The sequence below is a fragment of the Alteromonas sp. 009811495 genome (assembly GCF_028865455.1).
GTDB lineage: Bacteria > Pseudomonadota > Gammaproteobacteria > Enterobacterales > Alteromonadaceae > Alteromonas.
Map to the genome: position 1 here is coordinate 2,629,271 of NZ_CP113972.1, position 19,708 is coordinate 2,648,978.

At 43.5% G+C, this 19,708-nt stretch carries 14 protein-coding genes; 6 read left to right on the plus strand and 8 right to left on the minus strand.

Annotated elements, in window-relative coordinates:
- Positions 1 to 124: 124 nt before the first annotated feature.
- Positions 125 to 1,108 (plus strand): endonuclease/exonuclease/phosphatase family protein, encoded by a 984-nt coding sequence (locus OZ660_RS12030; protein WP_274741064.1) that lies wholly within the window; start codon positions 125 to 127, stop codon positions 1,106 to 1,108.
- A gap of 10 nt (positions 1,109 to 1,118) precedes the next feature.
- Here the strand turns inward: OZ660_RS12030 and OZ660_RS12035 are convergent, their stop codons facing one another.
- Positions 1,119 to 1,667 carry a hypothetical protein gene (locus OZ660_RS12035; protein ID WP_202261802.1) on the minus strand — a complete coding sequence of 183 codons (549 nt, stop codon included), beginning with the start codon at positions 1,665 to 1,667 and terminating at the stop codon, positions 1,119 to 1,121.
- Positions 1,668 to 2,115: 448 nt separating this feature from the next.
- Here OZ660_RS12035 and OZ660_RS12040 point away from each other — a divergent pair, with 448 nt between their 5' ends.
- The gene (locus tag OZ660_RS12040; protein ID WP_274741065.1) at positions 2,116 to 3,096 is read left to right on the plus strand and encodes a glycosyltransferase family 2 protein; all 981 of its coding nucleotides are present in this window, start codon (positions 2,116 to 2,118) and stop codon (positions 3,094 to 3,096) included.
- Positions 3,097 to 3,189: 93 nt separating this feature from the next.
- Positions 3,190 to 5,316, plus strand: a complete 2,127-nt coding sequence (locus tag OZ660_RS12045; protein ID WP_274741066.1) for a response regulator — start codon at positions 3,190 to 3,192, stop codon at positions 5,314 to 5,316.
- 14 nt (positions 5,317 to 5,330) lie between these two features.
- On the opposite strand, the gene OZ660_RS12050 is transcribed toward OZ660_RS12045, so the two are convergent.
- From OZ660_RS12050 to OZ660_RS12075, 6 genes are all read right to left on the minus strand, one after another.
- Complete coding sequence (locus OZ660_RS12050) at positions 5,331 to 6,215, minus strand: WYL domain-containing protein (protein ID WP_202261804.1); 885 nt, start codon at positions 6,213 to 6,215, stop codon at positions 5,331 to 5,333.
- A 158-nt stretch (positions 6,216 to 6,373) separates the two neighbouring features.
- Positions 6,374 to 6,973 carry a hypothetical protein gene (locus tag OZ660_RS12055; protein ID WP_274741068.1) on the minus strand — a complete coding sequence of 200 codons (600 nt, stop codon included), beginning with the start codon at positions 6,971 to 6,973 and terminating at the stop codon, positions 6,374 to 6,376.
- A 17-nt stretch (positions 6,974 to 6,990) separates the two neighbouring features.
- A complete protein-coding gene (locus OZ660_RS12060) occupies positions 6,991 to 11,079 on the minus strand; it encodes an ExeM/NucH family extracellular endonuclease (RefSeq protein WP_274741069.1) in 4,089 nt (1,362 codons plus the stop codon).
- A gap of 324 nt (positions 11,080 to 11,403) precedes the next feature.
- The gene (locus OZ660_RS12065) at positions 11,404 to 14,004 is read right to left on the minus strand and encodes a M1 family metallopeptidase (protein WP_274741070.1); all 2,601 of its coding nucleotides are present in this window, start codon (positions 14,002 to 14,004) and stop codon (positions 11,404 to 11,406) included.
- Between the two features lie 159 nt (positions 14,005 to 14,163).
- Entirely contained in the window at positions 14,164 to 16,083 is a 1,920-nt protein-coding gene (locus OZ660_RS12070) for a methyl-accepting chemotaxis protein (RefSeq protein ID WP_202261808.1), read from the minus strand.
- Between the two features lie 115 nt (positions 16,084 to 16,198).
- On the minus strand, positions 16,199 to 16,450 hold the full coding sequence (locus tag OZ660_RS12075; RefSeq protein WP_202261809.1) for a hypothetical protein: 252 nt from the start codon (positions 16,448 to 16,450) through the stop codon (positions 16,199 to 16,201).
- A gap of 175 nt (positions 16,451 to 16,625) precedes the next feature.
- On the opposite strand from OZ660_RS12075, the gene OZ660_RS12080 reads away from it, so the two are divergent.
- Positions 16,626 to 17,822 (plus strand): porin, encoded by a 1,197-nt coding sequence (locus OZ660_RS12080; RefSeq protein WP_202261810.1) that lies wholly within the window; start codon positions 16,626 to 16,628, stop codon positions 17,820 to 17,822.
- A gap of 12 nt (positions 17,823 to 17,834) precedes the next feature.
- Positions 17,835 to 18,239, plus strand: a complete 405-nt coding sequence (locus OZ660_RS12085; protein ID WP_202261811.1) for a phosphate ABC transporter substrate-binding protein — start codon at positions 17,835 to 17,837, stop codon at positions 18,237 to 18,239.
- 82 nt (positions 18,240 to 18,321) lie between these two features.
- On the opposite strand, the gene OZ660_RS12090 is transcribed toward OZ660_RS12085, so the two are convergent.
- On the minus strand, positions 18,322 to 19,230 hold the full coding sequence (locus OZ660_RS12090; RefSeq protein WP_202261812.1) for a LysR family transcriptional regulator: 909 nt from the start codon (positions 19,228 to 19,230) through the stop codon (positions 18,322 to 18,324).
- Between the two features lie 23 nt (positions 19,231 to 19,253).
- Between OZ660_RS12090 and OZ660_RS12095 the strand changes: the two genes are divergently transcribed.
- Positions 19,254 to 19,697 carry a hypothetical protein gene (locus tag OZ660_RS12095; RefSeq protein ID WP_274741071.1) on the plus strand — a complete coding sequence of 148 codons (444 nt, stop codon included), beginning with the start codon at positions 19,254 to 19,256 and terminating at the stop codon, positions 19,695 to 19,697.
- Positions 19,698 to 19,708 lie beyond the last annotated feature (11 nt).

Below are 19,708 nucleotides of genomic sequence, written 5' to 3' on the forward strand. Positions count from 1 at the left end.
TACATTGAATCTAAACTATTCTCTTCTCGCCGGCGTAATCATTAACAATTCTTAACCGCGTAACCGTAATAAAACTGCTCGCTAGGCTTAATGGCGAGTTCTATGGCTCAGGGAGGCTATCTAAATGGAAATATTGTTGTCGGTTTTTTCTGTAATCTTCATAGCGATATCTTTTATTCCATTACTTCCCTCGTCGCATTGGACAATTAGAGTATGGGAATTTCCTAGATTACAAATAGCGACTTTGCTTGCAGTGTTACTTGTGGCCTATACAGTGAAAGCAATCTCTTACACTTTATCAGCATTTGATGTTGTATTAGTGCTAGGGCTTGCCGTCAGTTTGCTTTATCAATGCATGTGGATTATCCCTTACACGCCACTTTACAAGCGCGAGGTACGTCGTGTAGCGGCTGAGCCTAAAGAAACATTGAGCATCCTATCAAGCAATGTTTATATGCCGAACGACGGTTATCAAAAGCTACTATCCCATGTGCATACCACCCAACCTGATTTTTTAGTTACCCTTGAGTCCAATAAAAAATGGCAAGATCACCTCAGTGAGCTTGAAAAAGATTACCCCCATCAGAAATTTTGCCCATTAGAGAACTTATACGGCATGCATGTTTACAGCAAGTATGCTTTTGAAAATGTGACCTTACGCTTTTTGATTGAGGATGACGTACCGTCGATTAGAGCAACGATTAATGTTGATGGGCAAAAAGTAACCTTATACTTTTTACACCCTAAACCACCAAGTCCAACCGAAAACGAATATGCAAAACCGAGAGATGTTGAACTACATGTGGTTGGAAAGGAAATTTCGAAGCAAAGCGGCCCTGTTATTGTTGCAGGAGATCTAAATGATGTTGCCTGGTCACCCACCACGCGCCATTTTAAAAAGATAAGTGGCCTGCTTGACCCGCGAGAGGGACGAGGATTTTTTAACACCTTCCATGCACACTATCCACTTGTGAAGTGGCCGCTTGACCACGTATTTCACTCGAAGCACTTTTCATTAGTACGTATTGAGAGACTAAGTGATATTGGCTCTGACCATTACCCTCTTTTCACTCAATTAGCACTTGTTGCACCACCCAACCGGGATTAATACGCCCTAGTTAATGAGATGAACGATGCTGAACGCACCACATAACGCTCTCACATGCCTCTTCGCGCTTTTTGAAATGGGCTAACCCCACCAATTTGTCGCTGTACGGCCAAACTGCTTGCTTGAGTAGCGCTATGTCTTGCTCTGAAAGCTTCTCATAGTCCAATTGAATCTCAACAGCTTTTTTATTGGGTTTGATAAGTGTTGGCTTTGCATCGACGACTAATGAAGAGTCGACGCATATGTACTCTCGAGCAACTGGATCTCTTACAACGCCAATGAAGTTCTGGTCGCAGATAATAGCTGGCCAACCTTCCGAGATACGGCTTTGGCCAAACATTACCAATGTAAACGCGACCAACACAAAAAGCGTTAATCCGATGAACTGAGCGCTCAAGTCTGGCGCTACTGCCACAATGATACCCACTACTGCAGCGAAAAATATCCAGCCGCCAAATACCCGCCTCATTGCGTTTGGAGAGATACCGGAGATAACGTCGACTGTTTTTAACGACTGTTTGTCATATTGACGAACGACTACTGAAGATTGTACTGACACAGCCTTTACACCACTTGAAAATTTAATAACCAACAACTTATACGGTTAAAGTAAAGCCATGGACTCACATTAACGAGCATAGTACATATTGCAGAGTGTGGCATGCAATTCATCCACATTTTAGACCAAAGTTCACATTGCGGAACACCGAAGAACACTCGATGTGAACCTTTACAATACAAAGAGTTATATTACTGAAGGTAAGAATATCAAATCTCTAACCTGGCGCATAGTAGAAACGTTTGGCTACGCGTGTAACTCTTTCTCACTGTCATAGCCTATCTACCCAATGAGCAACGACACACACTGTCACCCTCGTTCACCAAACAATAAAAAGCATTATTAAACAGATAGTTAATCAATTAGGACTATTTTTTGCTTAATAGCTATCAAAAGTCATGCGTCGTACAAATGAATGTTGAGACAGCGACATGCGAGGGAGGCCTTCATGCACATGCCAGTGAGTGTAGTGACTATTGTCAAAAATCGTACCGATAAGCTTTGCCGTCTTATTTCGCAATTAGAGGCAGGCACCGACAAGCCTTCGGAGTTGATTGTAGTTTGGATGGCACCACCGTCTGAACTTTCTTTGATGAAAAGTGATCACTTCGACATTGTCCATAAGTTCACAACGCAACAGACATTACCCATTGCAAGAGCAAGAAACAAAGGCATGTTAGCCGCAACATATGACACGATTTTGTATGTAAATGTTGAGGCTATTATCGCGCCAACGTTAGTGGGTGATGGTGTACGTAAATTGGCATCAAACAGTATTGTTTTTACGTCAGTAAAATGTGTACCTGAGGATTTATGTCGAAGCTCGTACAACCAGCTCAAGCGCAGCCATATTGCACTATCAACGGGCGACCGCTCGAGCAATGATGACATGACATTCTTAGAAAACGTAATTGGCAATCAACAAAATCAGGAAATTAACTATGGAAAGTTTAGTAACGATAGTATTTGTTCTACAGTGTTTTTTATTCGTAAGACAGACTTTGAAAAAACCGGCGGTTTCGATGAAAGTTACACAGGTTTCGGATTAAACGACGAAGACTTTTTCACCACATGTCGACATCTCAGACTGCAGCTTATGCAGCTAGAGACAGTCACCTTTGTACCAGAAAGACTCACTTACCGATGTCCACTAAATCACTTGTTGGATTTTGTTTCTAACGCGCAGCGATTTCACCACAAATGGGGATTCTACCCTTGCAACGCGGTGCTAAAACGCTATGCGGCACTAGGCTACATTAATAATGACTTCGAAACTCAGGGACTGCATGTAAAACATCTTCCTTCAGAGGAAGAGATGCGATCCTCATCAAAAGAAAAGCGTGCCCGTTTCAAAAAGTTTCACCATACTGCCCAGAACGAAGTCACTATTTTACCCACTTCCAAAAGGGCTCTTGAACCCATTGCTTAATCCGCAATAAATGTTTCAATTACACCTTTAGGCGTTTGCGTTACGCCGATGCATCTATTATCTTGAGATGAGTGCTAACTCATGCTCACATATATGTCATTACGCTTTCGATACATCGTCGCGTTATTGCTAACAGCAACGCTTGTCACACTGTCCTTTTTTATTATTTACAGTCTGATTGATGAGCAAAAATACGACGCAGAAATCATCAATATTGCAGGGCAACAACGCATGCTCTCGCAGCGTATTGCGTTATTGAGCTCTACAGGCGCTGCGTGTAGAGGCTCATTAGAAGAGACATACCTAGAGGCAACACTAGAAACCTTTAAAGTAAATCATTACAGACTTACCTCACTCCCTAACCTTCCTGTTAATGTGAAAGACGCTTATTTTGGTAATGGCCAACTTGACGAACGCGTAAAAAATTACATCAACGAAGCGCAAAATATACTGGAAAGCCCAATGTGCGAAAAGGGTTTGAGTTTGTCTATTGAGCAAGTCACCAATTTACTCACTGCATTAGACAATGTCGTTAATTTCTTCGAGCAAGAAGCTTCAACGCGTGTTAGTGATGTCGCTCAAATTGAAATATTTATTTGGCTAGCCACTTTGCTATTACTGACGATTGAAGCTTTTGTTATTTTTTGGCCTCTGGAAAAAACAATTAAAGCCGCTTTTGATAAGCAAATTATACTCAGAAACGAGGCACAAGCATTAGCTCGGCAAGCTGAGAAAGCCAGTAAGGCAAAGTCCGAATTTCTTTCTAGCATGAGTCATGAACTACGCACCCCAATGAATGGTTTGTTTGGCATGATTGAATTGGCGCTAGACAATCCAAGTAAAAGCGATGTTTACCTAAAGAAAGCACGGGCATCTGGTCGCCAGCTCCTCGTGTTAATAAACGATATTCTGGATATATCGAAAATTGAAGCTGGCAAAATAATTGTTGAGCAAGCGCCTGTGGATATTTTACAAGTTCTCGATGACGTGGTGTCGCTACAGCGCGTGGCATGTCAGCGCAAAGGGCTAACGTTTCATTATTATAAAGATCCGTCTTTACCGCATGTTATAACCGGAGATATCACTCGATTATCTCAGGTGTTACATAACTTACTCAGCAATGCGATTAAGTTTACCGAAAAAGGTAGTGTGACCTTTCAAGTGTCGTACCTTCGCAAGTCGAAATCCAATGTGCTTTCTATTGAAATTACCGATACAGGAATTGGCATTGAAGAAAAGCAATTGGCGCATATTTTTAACAAGTTTGAGCAGGCAGACAATTCAACAACCCGTTCATATGGTGGTACTGGATTGGGGTTAAGTATAGCCAAGCAACTTGCCCAACTTATGAAAGGTGACATTTCTGTGCGATCAACGTATGGCAAAGGAAGCACGTTTACTTTTTCCATTCAAGTTGAAGAGTCGACGCTTCCAGTATTAACTGTTAAACCTAATTCCAGCATTCGGTGTGCAATTGTAGATGACCTACAAACTAGCAGAGAATATATCAATCACGTGGTCTCTTCCTTACAGATTGAAAGCGCGTGCTACTACAGCGCTAAGTCATTTCTCGCTGATGATCCACTTTCATTCGATGTTATTATTCTCGATATCGCTATGCCTGAAATGAGCGGGCCTCAGTTGCTTCGGGAACTAAAAAACCAAGAGCCCATCAACTTTCCTCGCGTCATTCTCATATCTGCGGAACTCGAGCGATTAGAATACGAAGACGACGTTTCTTCTTTGATTTGGAAAACACATGCTAAGCCCATAAATCGACGCGAACTAGAAAACGACTTAACATCGCTCATTCAGGTTCAAGACAATAAAAACGATACTGCTCACACGCGTAATGACAATGTGCGTATTCTTCTGGCCGAAGACAATGAGATTAACGCTGAAGTAGTGAAAACAATGCTGAAAAGTGCAGGTTACAAATGCTTACACGTAAAGAATGGAAAGGACGCTGTAGATGCCTGTAAACAACATACCTTTGACCTCATCCTGATGGATTGCAATATGCCAATTATGGATGGCCTTGAAGCATCGAGTATATTAAGAAATACACTGAGTATTAACACTCCAATAGCTGCGCTTACTGCCAATGCTTTTTTGGAAGATAAAGAGGAATGTCTAGCCGCTGGCATGAATGACTTCCTTACCAAACCACTAGACAAAGCAACTTTACTCGCTTGTATTAACAAGCACACCAAGCACTAGTCAATAGCAAACTCTTATTGAAACGGCACCTGTTGCCCGATATAGCCAGGTGCAATGGCCAAATTATCTGTGTTAGCAAGCGAGCTCTGATTGCGCAACCACAGCTGATACTCCCCCGTTTTCAAGCTGGCGTGTTTGGTACAGTCTACATTCCAACGGCGTAATAGGTATCCCGCCATTGCAGCACGTACTTGCAAAGTCAATACCCCCTCTTCCATCGCATAATCTAATTCTATCGCCGTAGGAAATTTTATATTCTTGGGGTGCGGTACAATTTCTAGTGGAATTAAGCGCTGCCACTGCTCATCACAGTCAATACATTCATGAGGCTCTGGCGCGGATTTAACGGTAACTTTACTGATGCGCGTTAATACAAAATCTCTAAAGCTCTGCGATTTTCTATCAAATGCTCTAACATGCCACCGTTGTCCGTTATCAACAATGCTGTGAGGAACTATCTCTCGTGCGCCGCTACCACTGGAAAGTGACGTATAGATAATGCTAATAGCCTTTTGATTAACTATGGCTTGAACAACCTTAGCAACAACAAAAATGTCTGGTACGTTTAATGACGACGCGCTCTCCACAGGAAAGTGAATATCACCGATAGCGTCGAAACCATCCGATATATCATTAGCCAGCTTAACGAGCGTACGCCTAGCGTCATGTTCAAATAAGGGAGAGTAAGTCTCGGTTTGAAAATACCGTTTCTCTCGCGGATCATAAATCAGGTTATCCGGTGCTAATTCTTTGTATAGTGTGAAATCTCGCGACCCCGCAGATAACCCTACTTGAAACCGGTTGATGAGATCCTGACGATGGATAGCACCTTTAAACAAAAGGCAAAAATCGATATACGCCAAACGCTGGCGTTGTGAAAATGAAATTGAATCTAACATACAAAGCGCTGGTTGTTTTTCTTCAGTGTGGTTTATTTTGAGTCACATGTAAATAGTGGTTTTCAACTTGGCGCACATTTTCTTAGCGTTTATCAGCTTAAAAAAAAGCCCGGTGCTTGTTATCAAGCCACCGGGCTACCACTACACTGCAAGTTTATTTATTTTGCATTTTGCTTACGGCTATACACCAATGCAGCCAAACCTAGCAGCGCCAGTATTCCTGTGCTTGGCGCAGGAACCTGACTTACAGTAAAGCGCGCAGTTTCAACATCAGCAGTTTGAGTAGAGCCCAAAGCAGCATCAAAAAAATCGCTTTGCGTAAAACTAAACCCGTCGATGTTATCGCCCGCAGCAGTAGCAATAAACTGTAACGTATACAAGCCTACCGTTGTCATACCCGATTGGAAAAACGGATTTGCCATCGGAGAAGCAATTGAAGAACCTGATACCATATTCCCTGTAACGCTACCGGCAAATAGTTCAGATGGAAATATACCAGGCGCCATAGAAGGGCCAAACGCCATTAAACTAGTTAGGCTTGGCTCAACTGCGCTGAGTACACTCGAATCAAAGTTGAATGCCGTTACATATGACGAAAAGAGTGTTTGCGTTCCGTTTTCAAATAGGTCAGTCAAACTTACTGTCACGTTAATGGTGTCACCCACGTTATATTCAGTTTTGTCAGTAGTCAGTGTGATAAGTGCAGCGTTTGCATTAAATGTCATTGCTGCCAAAAATACTAAAATAAGTTTTTTCATTATGTTTTTTCCAAAAATTAAATTGCACAACCAGCGCGCGAGCACATGCCCATCAGCGCTTGAATATCAAAGAAGTTAACCATACCGTCGCCGTTAAAATCGTAGCTCGCATCAGTCGCTTGACCAGATAAGAAGGCTTGGTAAAACGCCATAATGTCGTTGTAATCAACGTCGTTATCACCATCTAAATCACCCACTACTACCTCTTCAGGGAAGTTCATCACTACCACTACAGGGTCGTGATCAGAAGAGCGATAAGCGTCCGCGCCGTAGTAGCTAGCAAGTTGCGTTTCCGATTTAAATTCAACGTTGTAGTCAAATACGCGAGGCTCATCAGCATTGATATGCCACACTGATGTGTCAACGACATACTCAGTTAGCGTGCCGCTTGTTAGTGCATGGTCTAGGTAACCCATTTCACCGCCAAAGCTATACGAGTAAGCATTAGCGCCTACAAACTGATTAACAACGTTGGTATAACCTGCTGCTTCCAATGCCAAAATTGGAGACTCTTTCGCGTAAGCATTTAAATCGCCCATAATCAGTACGCGGTCTGAAAGCACATCGCTGTTTGCTTCAATAAGTGCCAATAAACCTTGTGCTGCTTCGGTACGAAGTGCATTCCAGCAACCTTGACCATCACCTAAATCGGCGTTGTCACCTGTAGCGCTGCCACAGCTTCCTTTCGACTTAAAGTGGTTGATAGCAAAAGCAAAGCTTTCGCCGTTACTGTTTACGCTGAAGTTTTGAATAAGTGGTTGTCTGTTGCCGTAATCAAATGGCGCAGCATTTGAGGTAATTGGATTACCGACAGGCGTAACGACCGCTTGCTTGTATAGCATGCCTACCGCAATAGCATCACCACCTAATAGCGAATCAAGTGCCACATAAGCATATTCATCACTACCCAACTCGGCATTTACGCTATCGACAAGTGTCGCTATCGCTGAGTCATTGCCATACCCGTCGTTTTCAATCTCAACAAGACCTAAAACATCAGCGTTCATAGCAACAATAGCGGCAACCGTTTTCGCGTTTTGACGGTTGAACTCTAGCTCACTGTCAGCACCGCGAGACGTTGGGAACTCTGGGCCATTGAAGTAGTTAAGCACGTTAAAGCTTGCTACTTTTACGTCGCCTTGTGCACGTAAAATTGGCGCGCGTGTTCTTGGATTAGTGCGGGTGGTCTGCAAATCACCTACAGGGATAAGATTATAAGCACCGAACGCGTAGTGTAGTACGCCTTCTAAGCTTTCAACGCTATCACCTAAACGTAGCGAATTAGTATGAGAAAGACCCCCCACCGGGAATTCAAGACCATCGCGGTTTTGCGAGCTGTATCCATCGTCAACCAAAAGTGAATCTACTGCGTTTTGCGCAGCCAATGCCAGCGCCGCTTCAGAATTTGCTTCATATTGGTTTGTTGGGATCATTAAACGCTGCGATGAAACAGTGAATTGACCGTAACGGCCTAAGTTGTATATATCTGAAACCTTTAGAGTTTGCTCGAAGCTAACTTGCATACCTTCAAAGGCTTCCAGATCTACTTCTGCGTTCAGTGGCAATGACAACGTTGAATACAGCACGCTTTCACCAGCGCCCAGTACCTCGGCATTTGCAGTAAGCGTTAATTGAGTAACACCATAGCGCTCGCCAACTGTCGCATTTAAGCGAACTGCATCGCCAGCTTGTGGCATCTCGTTGTATGCGCCGACGTAAACGAAAACACCTTCTGAAGTAGCGGTATTGTCATCAGAGTCACTGGCTTCTTCTTGTACAAAGAAGCCATCCATACCTGGTACAACTTTAGTAACTACTGCCTCTACAACTACGTCGCTTCCAACTAGCTCAGACGCTGCAGACGCTCCCTGGATAGCGCTGATAAGCACTACTTCAGGTACTGGGTCAGTAGGATCTGTTGGGTCCGTTGGGTCTGTTGGGTCTGTTGGGTCTGTTGGGTCTGTTGGGTCTGTTGGACCGCTAACATTACCGTTATGGGCACCAAAATTACTAAATGTATTTTGCGCGAAGCTGTCCCACTCAACACTTGCATCGAAGCTTCCACTACGCGACGTGTTACCGCCGGTTACAGTGCTTTTACGCACTAACGTTACGTCTTTACCCCAATTAGTTCTAACGCCAAACGTCCCTAGAGAGTCCACAACGTCGCCGTTGTACGTCAACTCTATGTAGTCATCGCCGTTAAAATTGATAACAAAATCACTAATGGTCGAGCCAGAAGTAAGTGATGCATCAGCCTGGCTGTTAGCAAATGTCGCCACGCCACCTGACGGAATTGAGCCTTCTAAGGCAAGTACTTTGCCGTCATTTTCACCTGAGGCGCCGTTTGAAAACAGTACTAACGAGTAACCAGAAAGGTCGACAGCTTCAGCACTGCTATTGAACAGTTCAATCGCTTTGTTGAAACTACTTCCCTCGATGTACTCAGAAATGTAAACACTGTGAGATGAAGGCGGTGTATTTCCACCAGTATCGCCACCTGTGTCGCCGCCAGTATCGCCACCTGTGTCACCGCCAGTATCGCCACCTGTGTCACCGCCAGTATCGCCACCTGTGTCGCCGCCAGTGTCGCCACCTGTATCAGTACCGCTGCCATCACAGCTCTCATTATATATAAGCGATGCAAGCTCAGGTTTGTCAATAAATGGGTTGCGGTTTCCTTGGAATTCGAAAACGCGCTCGTTACGACGTCGCTCAAAGTCATCTACCGGATCACTTTCATGCCATTGCAGTAACACGCACAATTTACCGAAAGCGGCTTCTTCCGTCGTAGTCAAACGGTTTAGAAGTACGAGGTCTTCCTCAGTATCGCCAGCCGTATTTCCGTCATAGCGCACATCCATATAAAGCATTGAACGGGCAACATCCCCTTTCACCGCATCACGAGGTTCAAAAGAATCATTGTCAACGCGGTTAGCTGGCGCTTCGCTTAACGGACTATCACTAAAATCAAAATCGAGATTACCACGAGAACTATTGACCGAAATGTCAGTAGGACGCAAATGTAGAATATCTGTGTACGCCGTTAGGCTCGAGCTAGAGAAACCATGGCTTTTCGCCCACACGTGTTCACGGTTCCAATTATCTGGATTTGAGCTTTGTGTACCGCTTCCATTTGTTGACTTAGCTTGAGAAACACCCTTATAGAACAACACAACATTATCGGTATTTGCAGGGTCTTCATCGGTATAAGTAAGTGCTGTCCACACTTCAGAATAGCTAAGAGTGCGATGACCGTTTTCAATAATATCGTGAGCCGCTGCTTTAAGAGTGACCGCATTCTCATTATTAGCAATTGCAGTTTCTAGCGCTGCATAATAGTCTGACTCAACATAATCGCTGGCTAAATTAATTGCTTGTAAATCGGGGCAATTGAAGCACGTGCCAGACAAGAAAAGAAGCTCATTTGATGGGCTATCACCCTCATCAGGCGTATCACCACCAGTATCGCCCCCAGTTGAACCTGACGCTGTTACTTTAACGCTGTCTAGGTTTGAATATTCGCTACCAGCATTGTTTGCCATAGCGACTTTGATTACGAGTGAAGCGCCAGAACCTATGTTGGCAGTTACTAATGCACTACCAAAATCATCGAATACTGTTCTGCTGTCGCCTTCGTTTAAGGTTACTAATTCAAAAGCGCCACCGTCTATCGCGTACGACACGTCGATGTAATCAGCATTTTCAAAAGTACCACTTTGAGAAAGCGCTACTTCTAATGTAATGTCGCCCTGACCACTAATATCGATTGTCTCGGTTTGCCATACAACATCACCGTCAACATCACGTGCCTGCATAGCATTGTTGTTTACTTTGAACCAATCGCTTGTAGCGGTAATTTGTGCGCCGCTAACGTCAATTGACCAACGTTCAACACCGTCAACTACAACATTTTGGCCCACAGGAATTGGGCCTGTTGCTCCTTTACCCTGAAGTTCAGCGGCTTCAAAGTTTTCTTCCCATAGCGTGGTAGCCGCGGCGTTAAAAGAGAGAACACTGAGTGATAAAGCGCCGGTGAGAAGCGCATTGACGACTTTTGCCGTCTTTCTCAGTGAGAGGTTGTGTGTGTTATTCTGGATAGTCATTATTTTAATCTTCCGATTTATAGGAAGGTATAAAATCTTATACATACGCATACACAGCAAGCACTTAACGAAAATAATAATATAAACGTCACATTTCTTATTAATCAGCAACTTACAGCTTTAAAATAAGTTTATTTATTAATTAACTCCACTGTACTTCGGGTCAGGGAAAGTTGAGTTGTCACATAGCGCGGTTGCTTGTGTTTTGAAGAAAAATAGAAGGTGTTTAGCGACCTAAGATGGTGCTAAGCGATTTACTTCTGCACAAAAAAAGAGCACCAAATGGTGCTCTTTTTATTTACCTAATCGGTACCTTATTGCGCGTTATTGCGCATAGCTTGCTAAAAACGCATCAAAGTCAGCTTGAAACGCCTCCTTCAACCGCATACATTGCATAGACTCATCTTTCATTATTTCTACGCCGCGAGGCATACCCTGATGGTCATCTGCTATAGGGGCGTAGAAGTTAGTCGCTAACTTGAGGTTATCCGCTGAGCAGGTTACTGAGACAAACTCAGGCATGCGCGATACATGATAATCAGGCATTTTTGCAATCAAAGCCGTTTTGTTTTTCGACAGCCACTCATACAACATTGTATGGTCGTCTAAATTACGTGCTACTCGCACTACCATATATAGCGTGTTAGCCGGCGTAATGCTGTCGGTCAGCGCCAAATCAAGCATCTTAAACACCGTCTCTTTATCGCTAAAATGCATTGAATAAATAAGCGTATTTTTCACGTTTGGCAACTGAGCTTCATTGAATGCTTTTTCTAAGCTTTCAAACCATTTTGCATTGTTTGCGCCTTGGCTATTTTTAGTTGCTATTGCAATTGCGGTCCCCGCTATGCCTGATGGCACACTAGTAGTATCTTTAATGTAACGCTTCGCAATGGCTTCACTTTGCTCAACAAGCGTGCTGTTATTAGCGTGCATGCCTAACAACGTGTACAACTGGTTACGCAAGCGGATCACGTCGGTCGAGTCGCTCTCACTTTGCTCAAGCGATAACTTGTTAAGTAGTGGTAGATAATCTTGATTTAGCAATGCCGCAAATTGCGCTTTATTGCCCTCATTGACCAAATAATCAAATTCAGCTAATACACCCACAGCAGCGCGAATCACTTCAGCGTCATTATCTTTCGCCAAGGCATTCAACACTTTCATTACGCTATCAACGCCAACCTCATTTGCATTAAGCAGTGCTTGGTAGTTGTATAGTAAGTTTTTCTTTTCACGTTTGTTCAACGCATCAATATTATTTAACAATGCATTGAGTTGCCCAGACTCAATTGACCAACGGAAGTAACCTGTTGCGTTATCATTGGGGAATACCCACTGTGCTTCTGCTAGTTGCGGTAGTGAAGTGGTTTTCTTGTCAATAAAGACAACGTCATCTTTGATTTTCCCGTTAACTTGATAGGTCAGTTTAAGTGGTATTGCCCACGTTTGCTGCTCTACTTCCGCACCTGCCAAATGGAATCGAGTCTGAGTTACTTTGCCATCTTTGCCAATGTGAATTAGAGGATAGCCCGGCTGCTCTAAATAGGCTTTCATCATAGCACTAAGGTTGAAGTCTGATACGCCGTCAAGTGCAGCCCATAAATCGTCAGCCACAGTATTTCCCCATGCGTGCTTATTCATGTAATTGCGCACGCCTTCACGGAACTTTTCCGTACCAATTAAAGACTCAATCATTTGCAAAATTGACTCGCCTTTAGAGTAATTAAGTCCAAGACCATCCATCACGTCAGGCTGGCTCTTTACTACTTTCTTAACGGGCTTCACTGTAGGACTTGCATCTGCGCCAAACGCACCTTCTTGCACAATGCGATCTGCATAATTAAGTTCAGGATACAGCTCTTTCATAGTATGACTTGCTGCCCAAGAAGCAAAAGCTTCGTTTAGCCATAAATCGTCCCACCACGCCATAGTAACTAGGTTTCCGAACCATTGGTGAGCAAGCTCGTGCGCAATAACATTTAATGGGCGTGAACGCTCTGTCACACTAGGGTTGTCTTCAAGTAACAACAAACTGTCGCGATAAGTAATTAACCCCACATTTTCCATAGCGCCGTGAGTAAAGTTTGGCACAGCAACAAAGTCCATTTTTTTGTATGGATATTTAATGTCGAAGAAGTTTTCAAGCGATGCCAAAATCTCTGGCGTATGCTTGATAACAAATTTGGTTTTATCCGCGTACCCTTTTGGCACATAGATGCGACCAGGAACAGGAAGGCCTGTCATTTCTGCACTATCAAATGGTCCTACTGTGTATGCGATCAAGTAGGTCGGCATAGGTTTTGTTTTTTCGAATAAAACAGTCTTTACGCCCGCCTCTACAGATTGCTTCTCAACAGGCGTGTTACCTACAATAACTTGATGCTCAGGTGCGCTAATAGACATCTGATACGAGATTTTAAAAATGGGTTCGTCGAAGCTAGGAAAAGCCTTACGAGCATGCATGTCTTCAAACTGCGTAAAAATATAATTTCTGTCTTCAAAGCGTGACAGATACATGCCGTCTGATGAGGTATTCACTTTGCCCTCAAACGCGATCCGCAACGTGTACTTGCCCGGCTCAATAGCCTCTTTTGCCATGCCCCAATTGATATCATATTCACCAACGGTTACATCCAGAGCAATTTCATTACCACCAGCAATCAACACGGCTGAAGTCACGGTCAAATCTTGCTGATAAAACCCAACTTTATTTGTTTCTGTGTTTACTGTGACGTTTATTTCAGTGGTTCCTGAATAGGCAGGGTTATCTGGATCGATGTTAAGGTGAATTTTTTGGAAAGTCGGTGTAACAGATTTAGGTAATCGATAGTCAACATCTGCTGCGTATGCAGATGTGCCAAGCAGCGACGCAAAGGTAAACAGCGTCACCACCGCTCCATAGAGCGCAGTAAGTCGTTTCATGGTGTTTTTTATCCGTAGAGTGGGAAATAATCCCTATTTTTATCCACGGATAAGGATAAATAGGTCTGCGTGCTATGGCAATGAAGCGGGCAATTGTCGCCCACACAAATTGTTACTAATCATTTCAAAATCAGCCTATCGCGTATAAAAAACACAAAATCAGAAGTGATATCGGCGAAGTTGCATCTGCATTTGCTTAATCTCTTCTACTAATGCTCCACAACTTATTGCGACATTATTGGCGTAATCTGTATTGGCCTTGCCTACTTCGTGGATGGTCGCCAGCCCTTTTTTAACGCCATCGGCAACGCCTTTTTGCCCTTCCGCCATAGTGGCTGCATCTTGATTAAGTGTAGTGATGCGCGCTACAGCATTTAAAGCCTGATGAAGTGAATCACCCGCTTTCTGAGTAATGTCGACCGTCTTGAAGGCAGTGTCTTTATTTTGCTGCATTTTTTCAGACGCTACACGGCTACCGTGTTGTAGACGCTCAATCATATTTCTAATTTCTTCAGTCGACGATTGTGTCCGGCTGGCTAACGACCGGACTTCATCGGCAACCACTGCAAACCCTCTGCCCTGCTCGCCAGCGCGCGCAGCTTCGATGGCTGCGTTAAGTGCTAGTAAATTCGTTTGCTCAGCTATGGTTCTAATAACTTCCATTACGCCGCTAATCTCTTCACTGGCTTGCGCAAGTTCTGAAATAACTTTCACAGACGTATCAACATCGTTGGCCTGTAGTTCAATATCGTGAATAGTTTGCGCTAACACATTCACACTGTTTCGCGTGTCAGAGTCTGCCACCTTAGCCGCCTCACTCGAACTTTGAATAGTGCCCGACACTGTGTCTGCGTTTTGTTGAAGCAGCACAATTGCATCGTCGATGTTTTGAGTTTCTTTCGCCAGTTCAGCAACGGTCGCCTTAGATTTACCTGCTGTTGTGTTTAATGTTTCAGACTTGGCCAACATTCTGTCTGTGGCTTCATCTACGCACTGCAATGTTTCTTGTAACTGTCCTAAAAGGCGATTGAATGCTTTCGCCATTGTTCCGAACTCGTCACTTCTTGCTGCTTCAAACCGAAACGTTAAATCTCCTTCGCCTGAGGATAAGTTACTAACAACACCTATAAACTCATCTAATGGTTTGCCAACAATATGCTTAACAAGCAACCAAATAGTTAAAAGTATTCCTGCACTTGCCAGCACAATTTTTATAAATACTGCGAACACCGCTTGACCAATCAGCGCCGACTTTTCAGAGGAAGATGCAGCTAAAATAATGTCATAACCCCATGGCGCGAATGGCGTTACGGTCACTAACCAGTCTTTGTCATTGGCAAGCGCCTCTTGCACAATGGCGTCGCTCACATGAGAAGAGTGCATTCGAATATTCCCTTTCGCGTCTCTAAGAGCGACAAAACCATCTTCTAGTAAATGGCTTTGCAATATGGCTTCTTCAAGAACCTTTAGGTCTGCAGAATACCCTACATACCAAATTCCAATAACGTTTCCAGATGAATCAAACATGGGCTCGTACCCTGTCAAGTATGGGCTTCCCAGAATGTCTACGGCGCCGTAATAGGCATTTTTATTTTGAATTTGTTTAATGGCTTTACCTGAGGGGGCTAATTTAGTGCCTATGGCCCTTTCGCCATTTTTAATCACGTTGGTACTCACGCGAATGTAGTCATCACCTGTCTTGCTAAATAAGGTGGCGGTGCCCCCCATTACCTGTGTGAGTCCATCTACTAGTGTAAAATTATTAGCCTGCGGTGTATTTCCCAATAGTAACTGAGTAGCTGGCGTTGATTTGACCATGACGCTTGAAGCCTGACTTGGTGCGCCCAGTTCTGCCCCTCGTTGCTTTAGCAAAGCCATACTACTTTTTACTCTTTCAAGCATAATGGCGTCAGTCACAGTGAGAATATTTGAAAGGCGGTCAGCAGTTTCTTTTTTCTGCGTTTGTATTTTTTCATTTACAGATGAAGAGGTTGTAAAGACAGTAATGACAGCGATTATTACAGCAAAAAACGTAATAACTGCGGTCACTGATATTAGAAATTTACGCTGGATTGACATGTACTCTACTCACTAACTCAACAAGTGTAATATCGCCAGCACAGCCATGTGATTAGGTGGAGGATCCCTTAGCAATAAATTTAGGTCAAAAAAACACAAGCGCAACTTTTAGTACTTATTTCATATGCACTTTTCCACCCACAATTTTTAAAGAAGGTTCGCCCCTTATCATTGCGCTTCGCGCAAACTGACTATTGCATGAAGGGCAGATGCCTTCTTCATCAGTGTAATCTTCGACAATTCGGGACTTGAAGCATTTGACCAGCGCCCCTTTGCCTCCTTTGCGGTATTTGTAAAGTTGGCATCGACATCTAGCACAAAAAATCTGTACCGTTTTGACAGGCCCTTTGGCATTTGGCTTCGCCATAGTACTCCTTGCTGAGATTTACAAAATTTTCAAAAAAATTAAATTTAATCAGTGTCACATGCCTGAAATCTTGACAATTTTTAATGCATCGACTTCTTTTAAAGGGCAATAGCTTAACCAAAAGTACTATTACAACAAAGCTCATTCATTGTAATTAATGTCTAAGGAAACACACATGAAAAAACTGGCAACATATTGTACGGCGGCTGCTGTGCTAACCGGTCTGCCTACATTTGTACATGCAAATGATGATTTTCGTATCTCAGGTTTCGCTTCTCTGGTTGGCGGCACTGTTATTGATGGAGACGGTTACTGGGCGCGACTTCCCGAGGCAGCGGGTCAATACGACACGGGTTTAGAGTTTCAGACCGAGTCGCGACTAGGCTTACAAGGGCGTTATCAGGCTAGCGACAAGCTCTCATTGACGGCACAAGCCATATTTAGAGGCATCAACGATTTTGAACCGACTTTAGAGTGGCTTTACGCATCGTATGAAATCACCCCAAGTTTAGAGCTTAACGCTGGCCGCATGCGCCTGCCCGTTTATCACTTTTCAGATTATATGGACGTGGGTATTGCTTACCCGTGGTTGCGTGTCCCATCTGATGCTTATTCACTTGCAGTTACTAATTATCACGGCATTAGCTTACGCTATATGCTCGATTGGGATGCAGGTACTACTAACTTCTTGCTTTATGGCGGTCAACAAGACACAGATCCAAACGATCTAATTACCACCATTGAGCAATATAAAACTGAGCAATTGTATAACGAGAACGGTGGTTTTCGCGGCGTGCGCGGTATCCGAACTACCAAAGATTACGAAGACATGAAGGGTATTGTTGTAGACACCCAAATTGATTGGTTTAACCTTCGCCTTTCATATCTGGAAGGTAAAGAAAACTTCACGTTTTACGCAGAGGGCGATTACCCTTCCACACCATTGTTTGGTAACGAGTGGGTAGACACACAATTTATCGATGTGTCTACATCTATCGATTATGACAATTGGTTCTTTATTGCTGAATGGAACGAGTACGACAATATTTATACATCGTGGTTTACATCGTTAGCCAAAACATTTGGTGATTGGACACCCTATGTATTCTATTCGAACTTCGAAGGTGAATTCAGATTCATTGCGCCAGGCGGTATATCAGCAGGCTTTGAAGATGGTGCTACAGGGTCGCTAGATGACGACTATAATTCAATTGGCATAGGCGTGCGATACAATATAAATCCGCGTACAGCATTAAAATTTGAAATTACTGATTTCAATGATGATGGTGATGCAGCGGTTTATATTGATGAAGACCAAGACGGTGATACTGACGCTACCGCTGTGGCGATTTCTTTAGACCTCGTATTTTAAGGCGTGATGATTATGAAAAAACTAGCACTTTTATGCCTTGTACTTGCAATGCCGGTGAGCGCAGCCAATGTTGTTATCGTCAACGCTAACAATGCGTCTGCCACTGATATGGATACTATTCAGCGTATATATCTTGGCAAGTTAAAAGCGTTTCCCGATGGCAGTAAAGCACTTCCTCTTACTTACGAACAAGGAGATGGAACGCGAGAAGCCTTTAATAATTCTGTTTTAGGTAAATCTGAAAGCCAATACTCTGCGTTTTGGTCGAAACTTGTTTTTACTGGACGTGGTACACCACCGGAAATGGTAGCTTCTCAAGAGGAGATGGTGAAACTTGTAGGCACTAATCCCAATACCATTGGGTTTGTAGACGAAAGTTTGGTGAATGATTCAGTAAAAGTTGTCGGTAGCTTTTAAAAACTATGGATAAGCAATCAAATTAGCCATATTAATTACCGGATAGAAAGGAGGGCCTATGCCCTCCTTTTCTATTTAAGCATTAATCGGGCAGTGCTGATAAATAATTGAGATTGGCAAAGGCCATGATTACGTCTTTGGCAAAGTCCACTCGAGGGTTGCGCAGCGCGCCTTTTTTCCATACTAAATAAATATCATTTTCAGGCCCTAGTGGCCCTAAGGGAATTAGCTCGCCTTTTGCAATACTCTCTTTACATAAATAATCAGGCAAGACCGAGTACCCTATTCCCGCTTTGATTATGGTGCTAATGGCTCGAATATCTGGACACACGGCAGCTACTGGCGATTCGCACGGTGCATTGAAAACTTCTGAGAAGTAACGCCTTATAAGTGGCAGCTGCTCATCATATGTAACAACCTTATATTGATTAAGCAAATGCGCAGTAATTTCCCGTTCGCCTAAAAGTTTTCCCTGCACTCTATTCATCACTAAAACAAGACGCTCGCGATCTAACTTTAAATATTCATATTGTGCATCGCTAGGCTCTGATGCGGTGATAGCAAGTTCAACAACGTCATCCTCTAGCAAACTATAGGTGCTTGTCTTGTTACCTATATGCATAACTAAATTCACTTTATCTGCTTGCAGTAAATTAGCCAACGCAGGACCAGCAACAACACTCAAATATTCGGCAGGACCCGCTAGATGTAAAGTGCCATGGTCTGTTGACGCCCGACTTCGAATTGAAGCGACTTTTTGCTCTAAAACATCAATGTGACCCGCTACCTGCAACGCTAGGTCATCTGCAATCGGTGTGGGCTCAACGCCTCTTGCCTTTCTTACAAAGAGTTCTTTACCCACAATAGCTTCCATCGCTTGGATATGCGACGTTACCGCGGGTTGTGACATATGAAGTCGAGAGGCTGCGCGGGTTATGTTGCCGCTGCGATATACCTCAACGAATGTTTTAAGTTGTGTTAGGTAGGACATTTCTTCAACCCATCAGATTTTTGATGACTAATGCAAACTTATCTGACTTCTGCCTTCAAACCAAATCCCTTACGATGCTTGCACAATTTGATGCGACGGTAAAACCAACGGCAGCGATATGTCATGGCCCAATCGCCTTACTTTCTGCTCAACTCAACCCACAATCTTTTGAGTTAGCATTGAAAAACGGTGACAAAGCCACATCACAAGAATGGATTTATGATGGATATAGAATGACCATCTTCTCAACACCAGAAGAAGAGTATTTTGAGAGTACGCTTGATGATGCGACACTGCTCTACTTTCCGGCAGATGCGATGGCTAGCGCCGGAGGCAACATGCAGTACAAAGCGATGTGGGCCCCCAATGTAGTAGTGGATCGCGAGCTCATCACGGGCCAGAACCCTTTTTCAGACGACTTGTTGGCAGAAAAATTGATTCAACAACTTAACGCTATAACTCAATAAGGACAGGCGAA

Bases quoted from the DNA above. Each gene is read 5' to 3' on its own strand.
- OZ660_RS12070 (WP_202261808.1), bottom strand. From the start codon at position 16,083: ATGTCAATCCAGCGTAAATTTCTAATATCAGTGACCGCAGTTATTACG.
- OZ660_RS12060 (WP_274741069.1), bottom strand. From the start codon at position 11,079: ATGACTATCCAGAATAACACACACAACCTCTCACTGAGAAAGACGGCA.
- OZ660_RS12085 (WP_202261811.1), top strand. From the start codon at position 17,835: ATGAAAAAACTAGCACTTTTATGCCTTGTACTTGCAATGCCGGTGAGC.
- OZ660_RS12075 (WP_202261809.1), bottom strand. From the start codon at position 16,450: ATGGCGAAGCCAAATGCCAAAGGGCCTGTCAAAACGGTACAGATTTTT.
- OZ660_RS12090 (WP_202261812.1), bottom strand. From the start codon at position 19,230: ATGTCCTACCTAACACAACTTAAAACATTCGTTGAGGTATATCGCAGC.
- OZ660_RS12080 (WP_202261810.1), top strand. From the start codon at position 16,626: ATGAAAAAACTGGCAACATATTGTACGGCGGCTGCTGTGCTAACCGGT.
- OZ660_RS12050 (WP_202261804.1), bottom strand. From the start codon at position 6,215: ATGTTAGATTCAATTTCATTTTCACAACGCCAGCGTTTGGCGTATATC.
- OZ660_RS12055 (WP_274741068.1), bottom strand. From the start codon at position 6,973: ATGAAAAAACTTATTTTAGTATTTTTGGCAGCAATGACATTTAATGCA.
- OZ660_RS12030 (WP_274741064.1), top strand. From the start codon at position 125: ATGGAAATATTGTTGTCGGTTTTTTCTGTAATCTTCATAGCGATATCT.
- OZ660_RS12095 (WP_274741071.1), top strand. From the start codon at position 19,254: ATGACTAATGCAAACTTATCTGACTTCTGCCTTCAAACCAAATCCCTT.
- OZ660_RS12040 (WP_274741065.1), top strand. From the start codon at position 2,116: ATGCACATGCCAGTGAGTGTAGTGACTATTGTCAAAAATCGTACCGAT.
- OZ660_RS12045 (WP_274741066.1), top strand. From the start codon at position 3,190: ATGTCATTACGCTTTCGATACATCGTCGCGTTATTGCTAACAGCAACG.
- OZ660_RS12065 (WP_274741070.1), bottom strand. From the start codon at position 14,004: ATGAAACGACTTACTGCGCTCTATGGAGCGGTGGTGACGCTGTTTACC.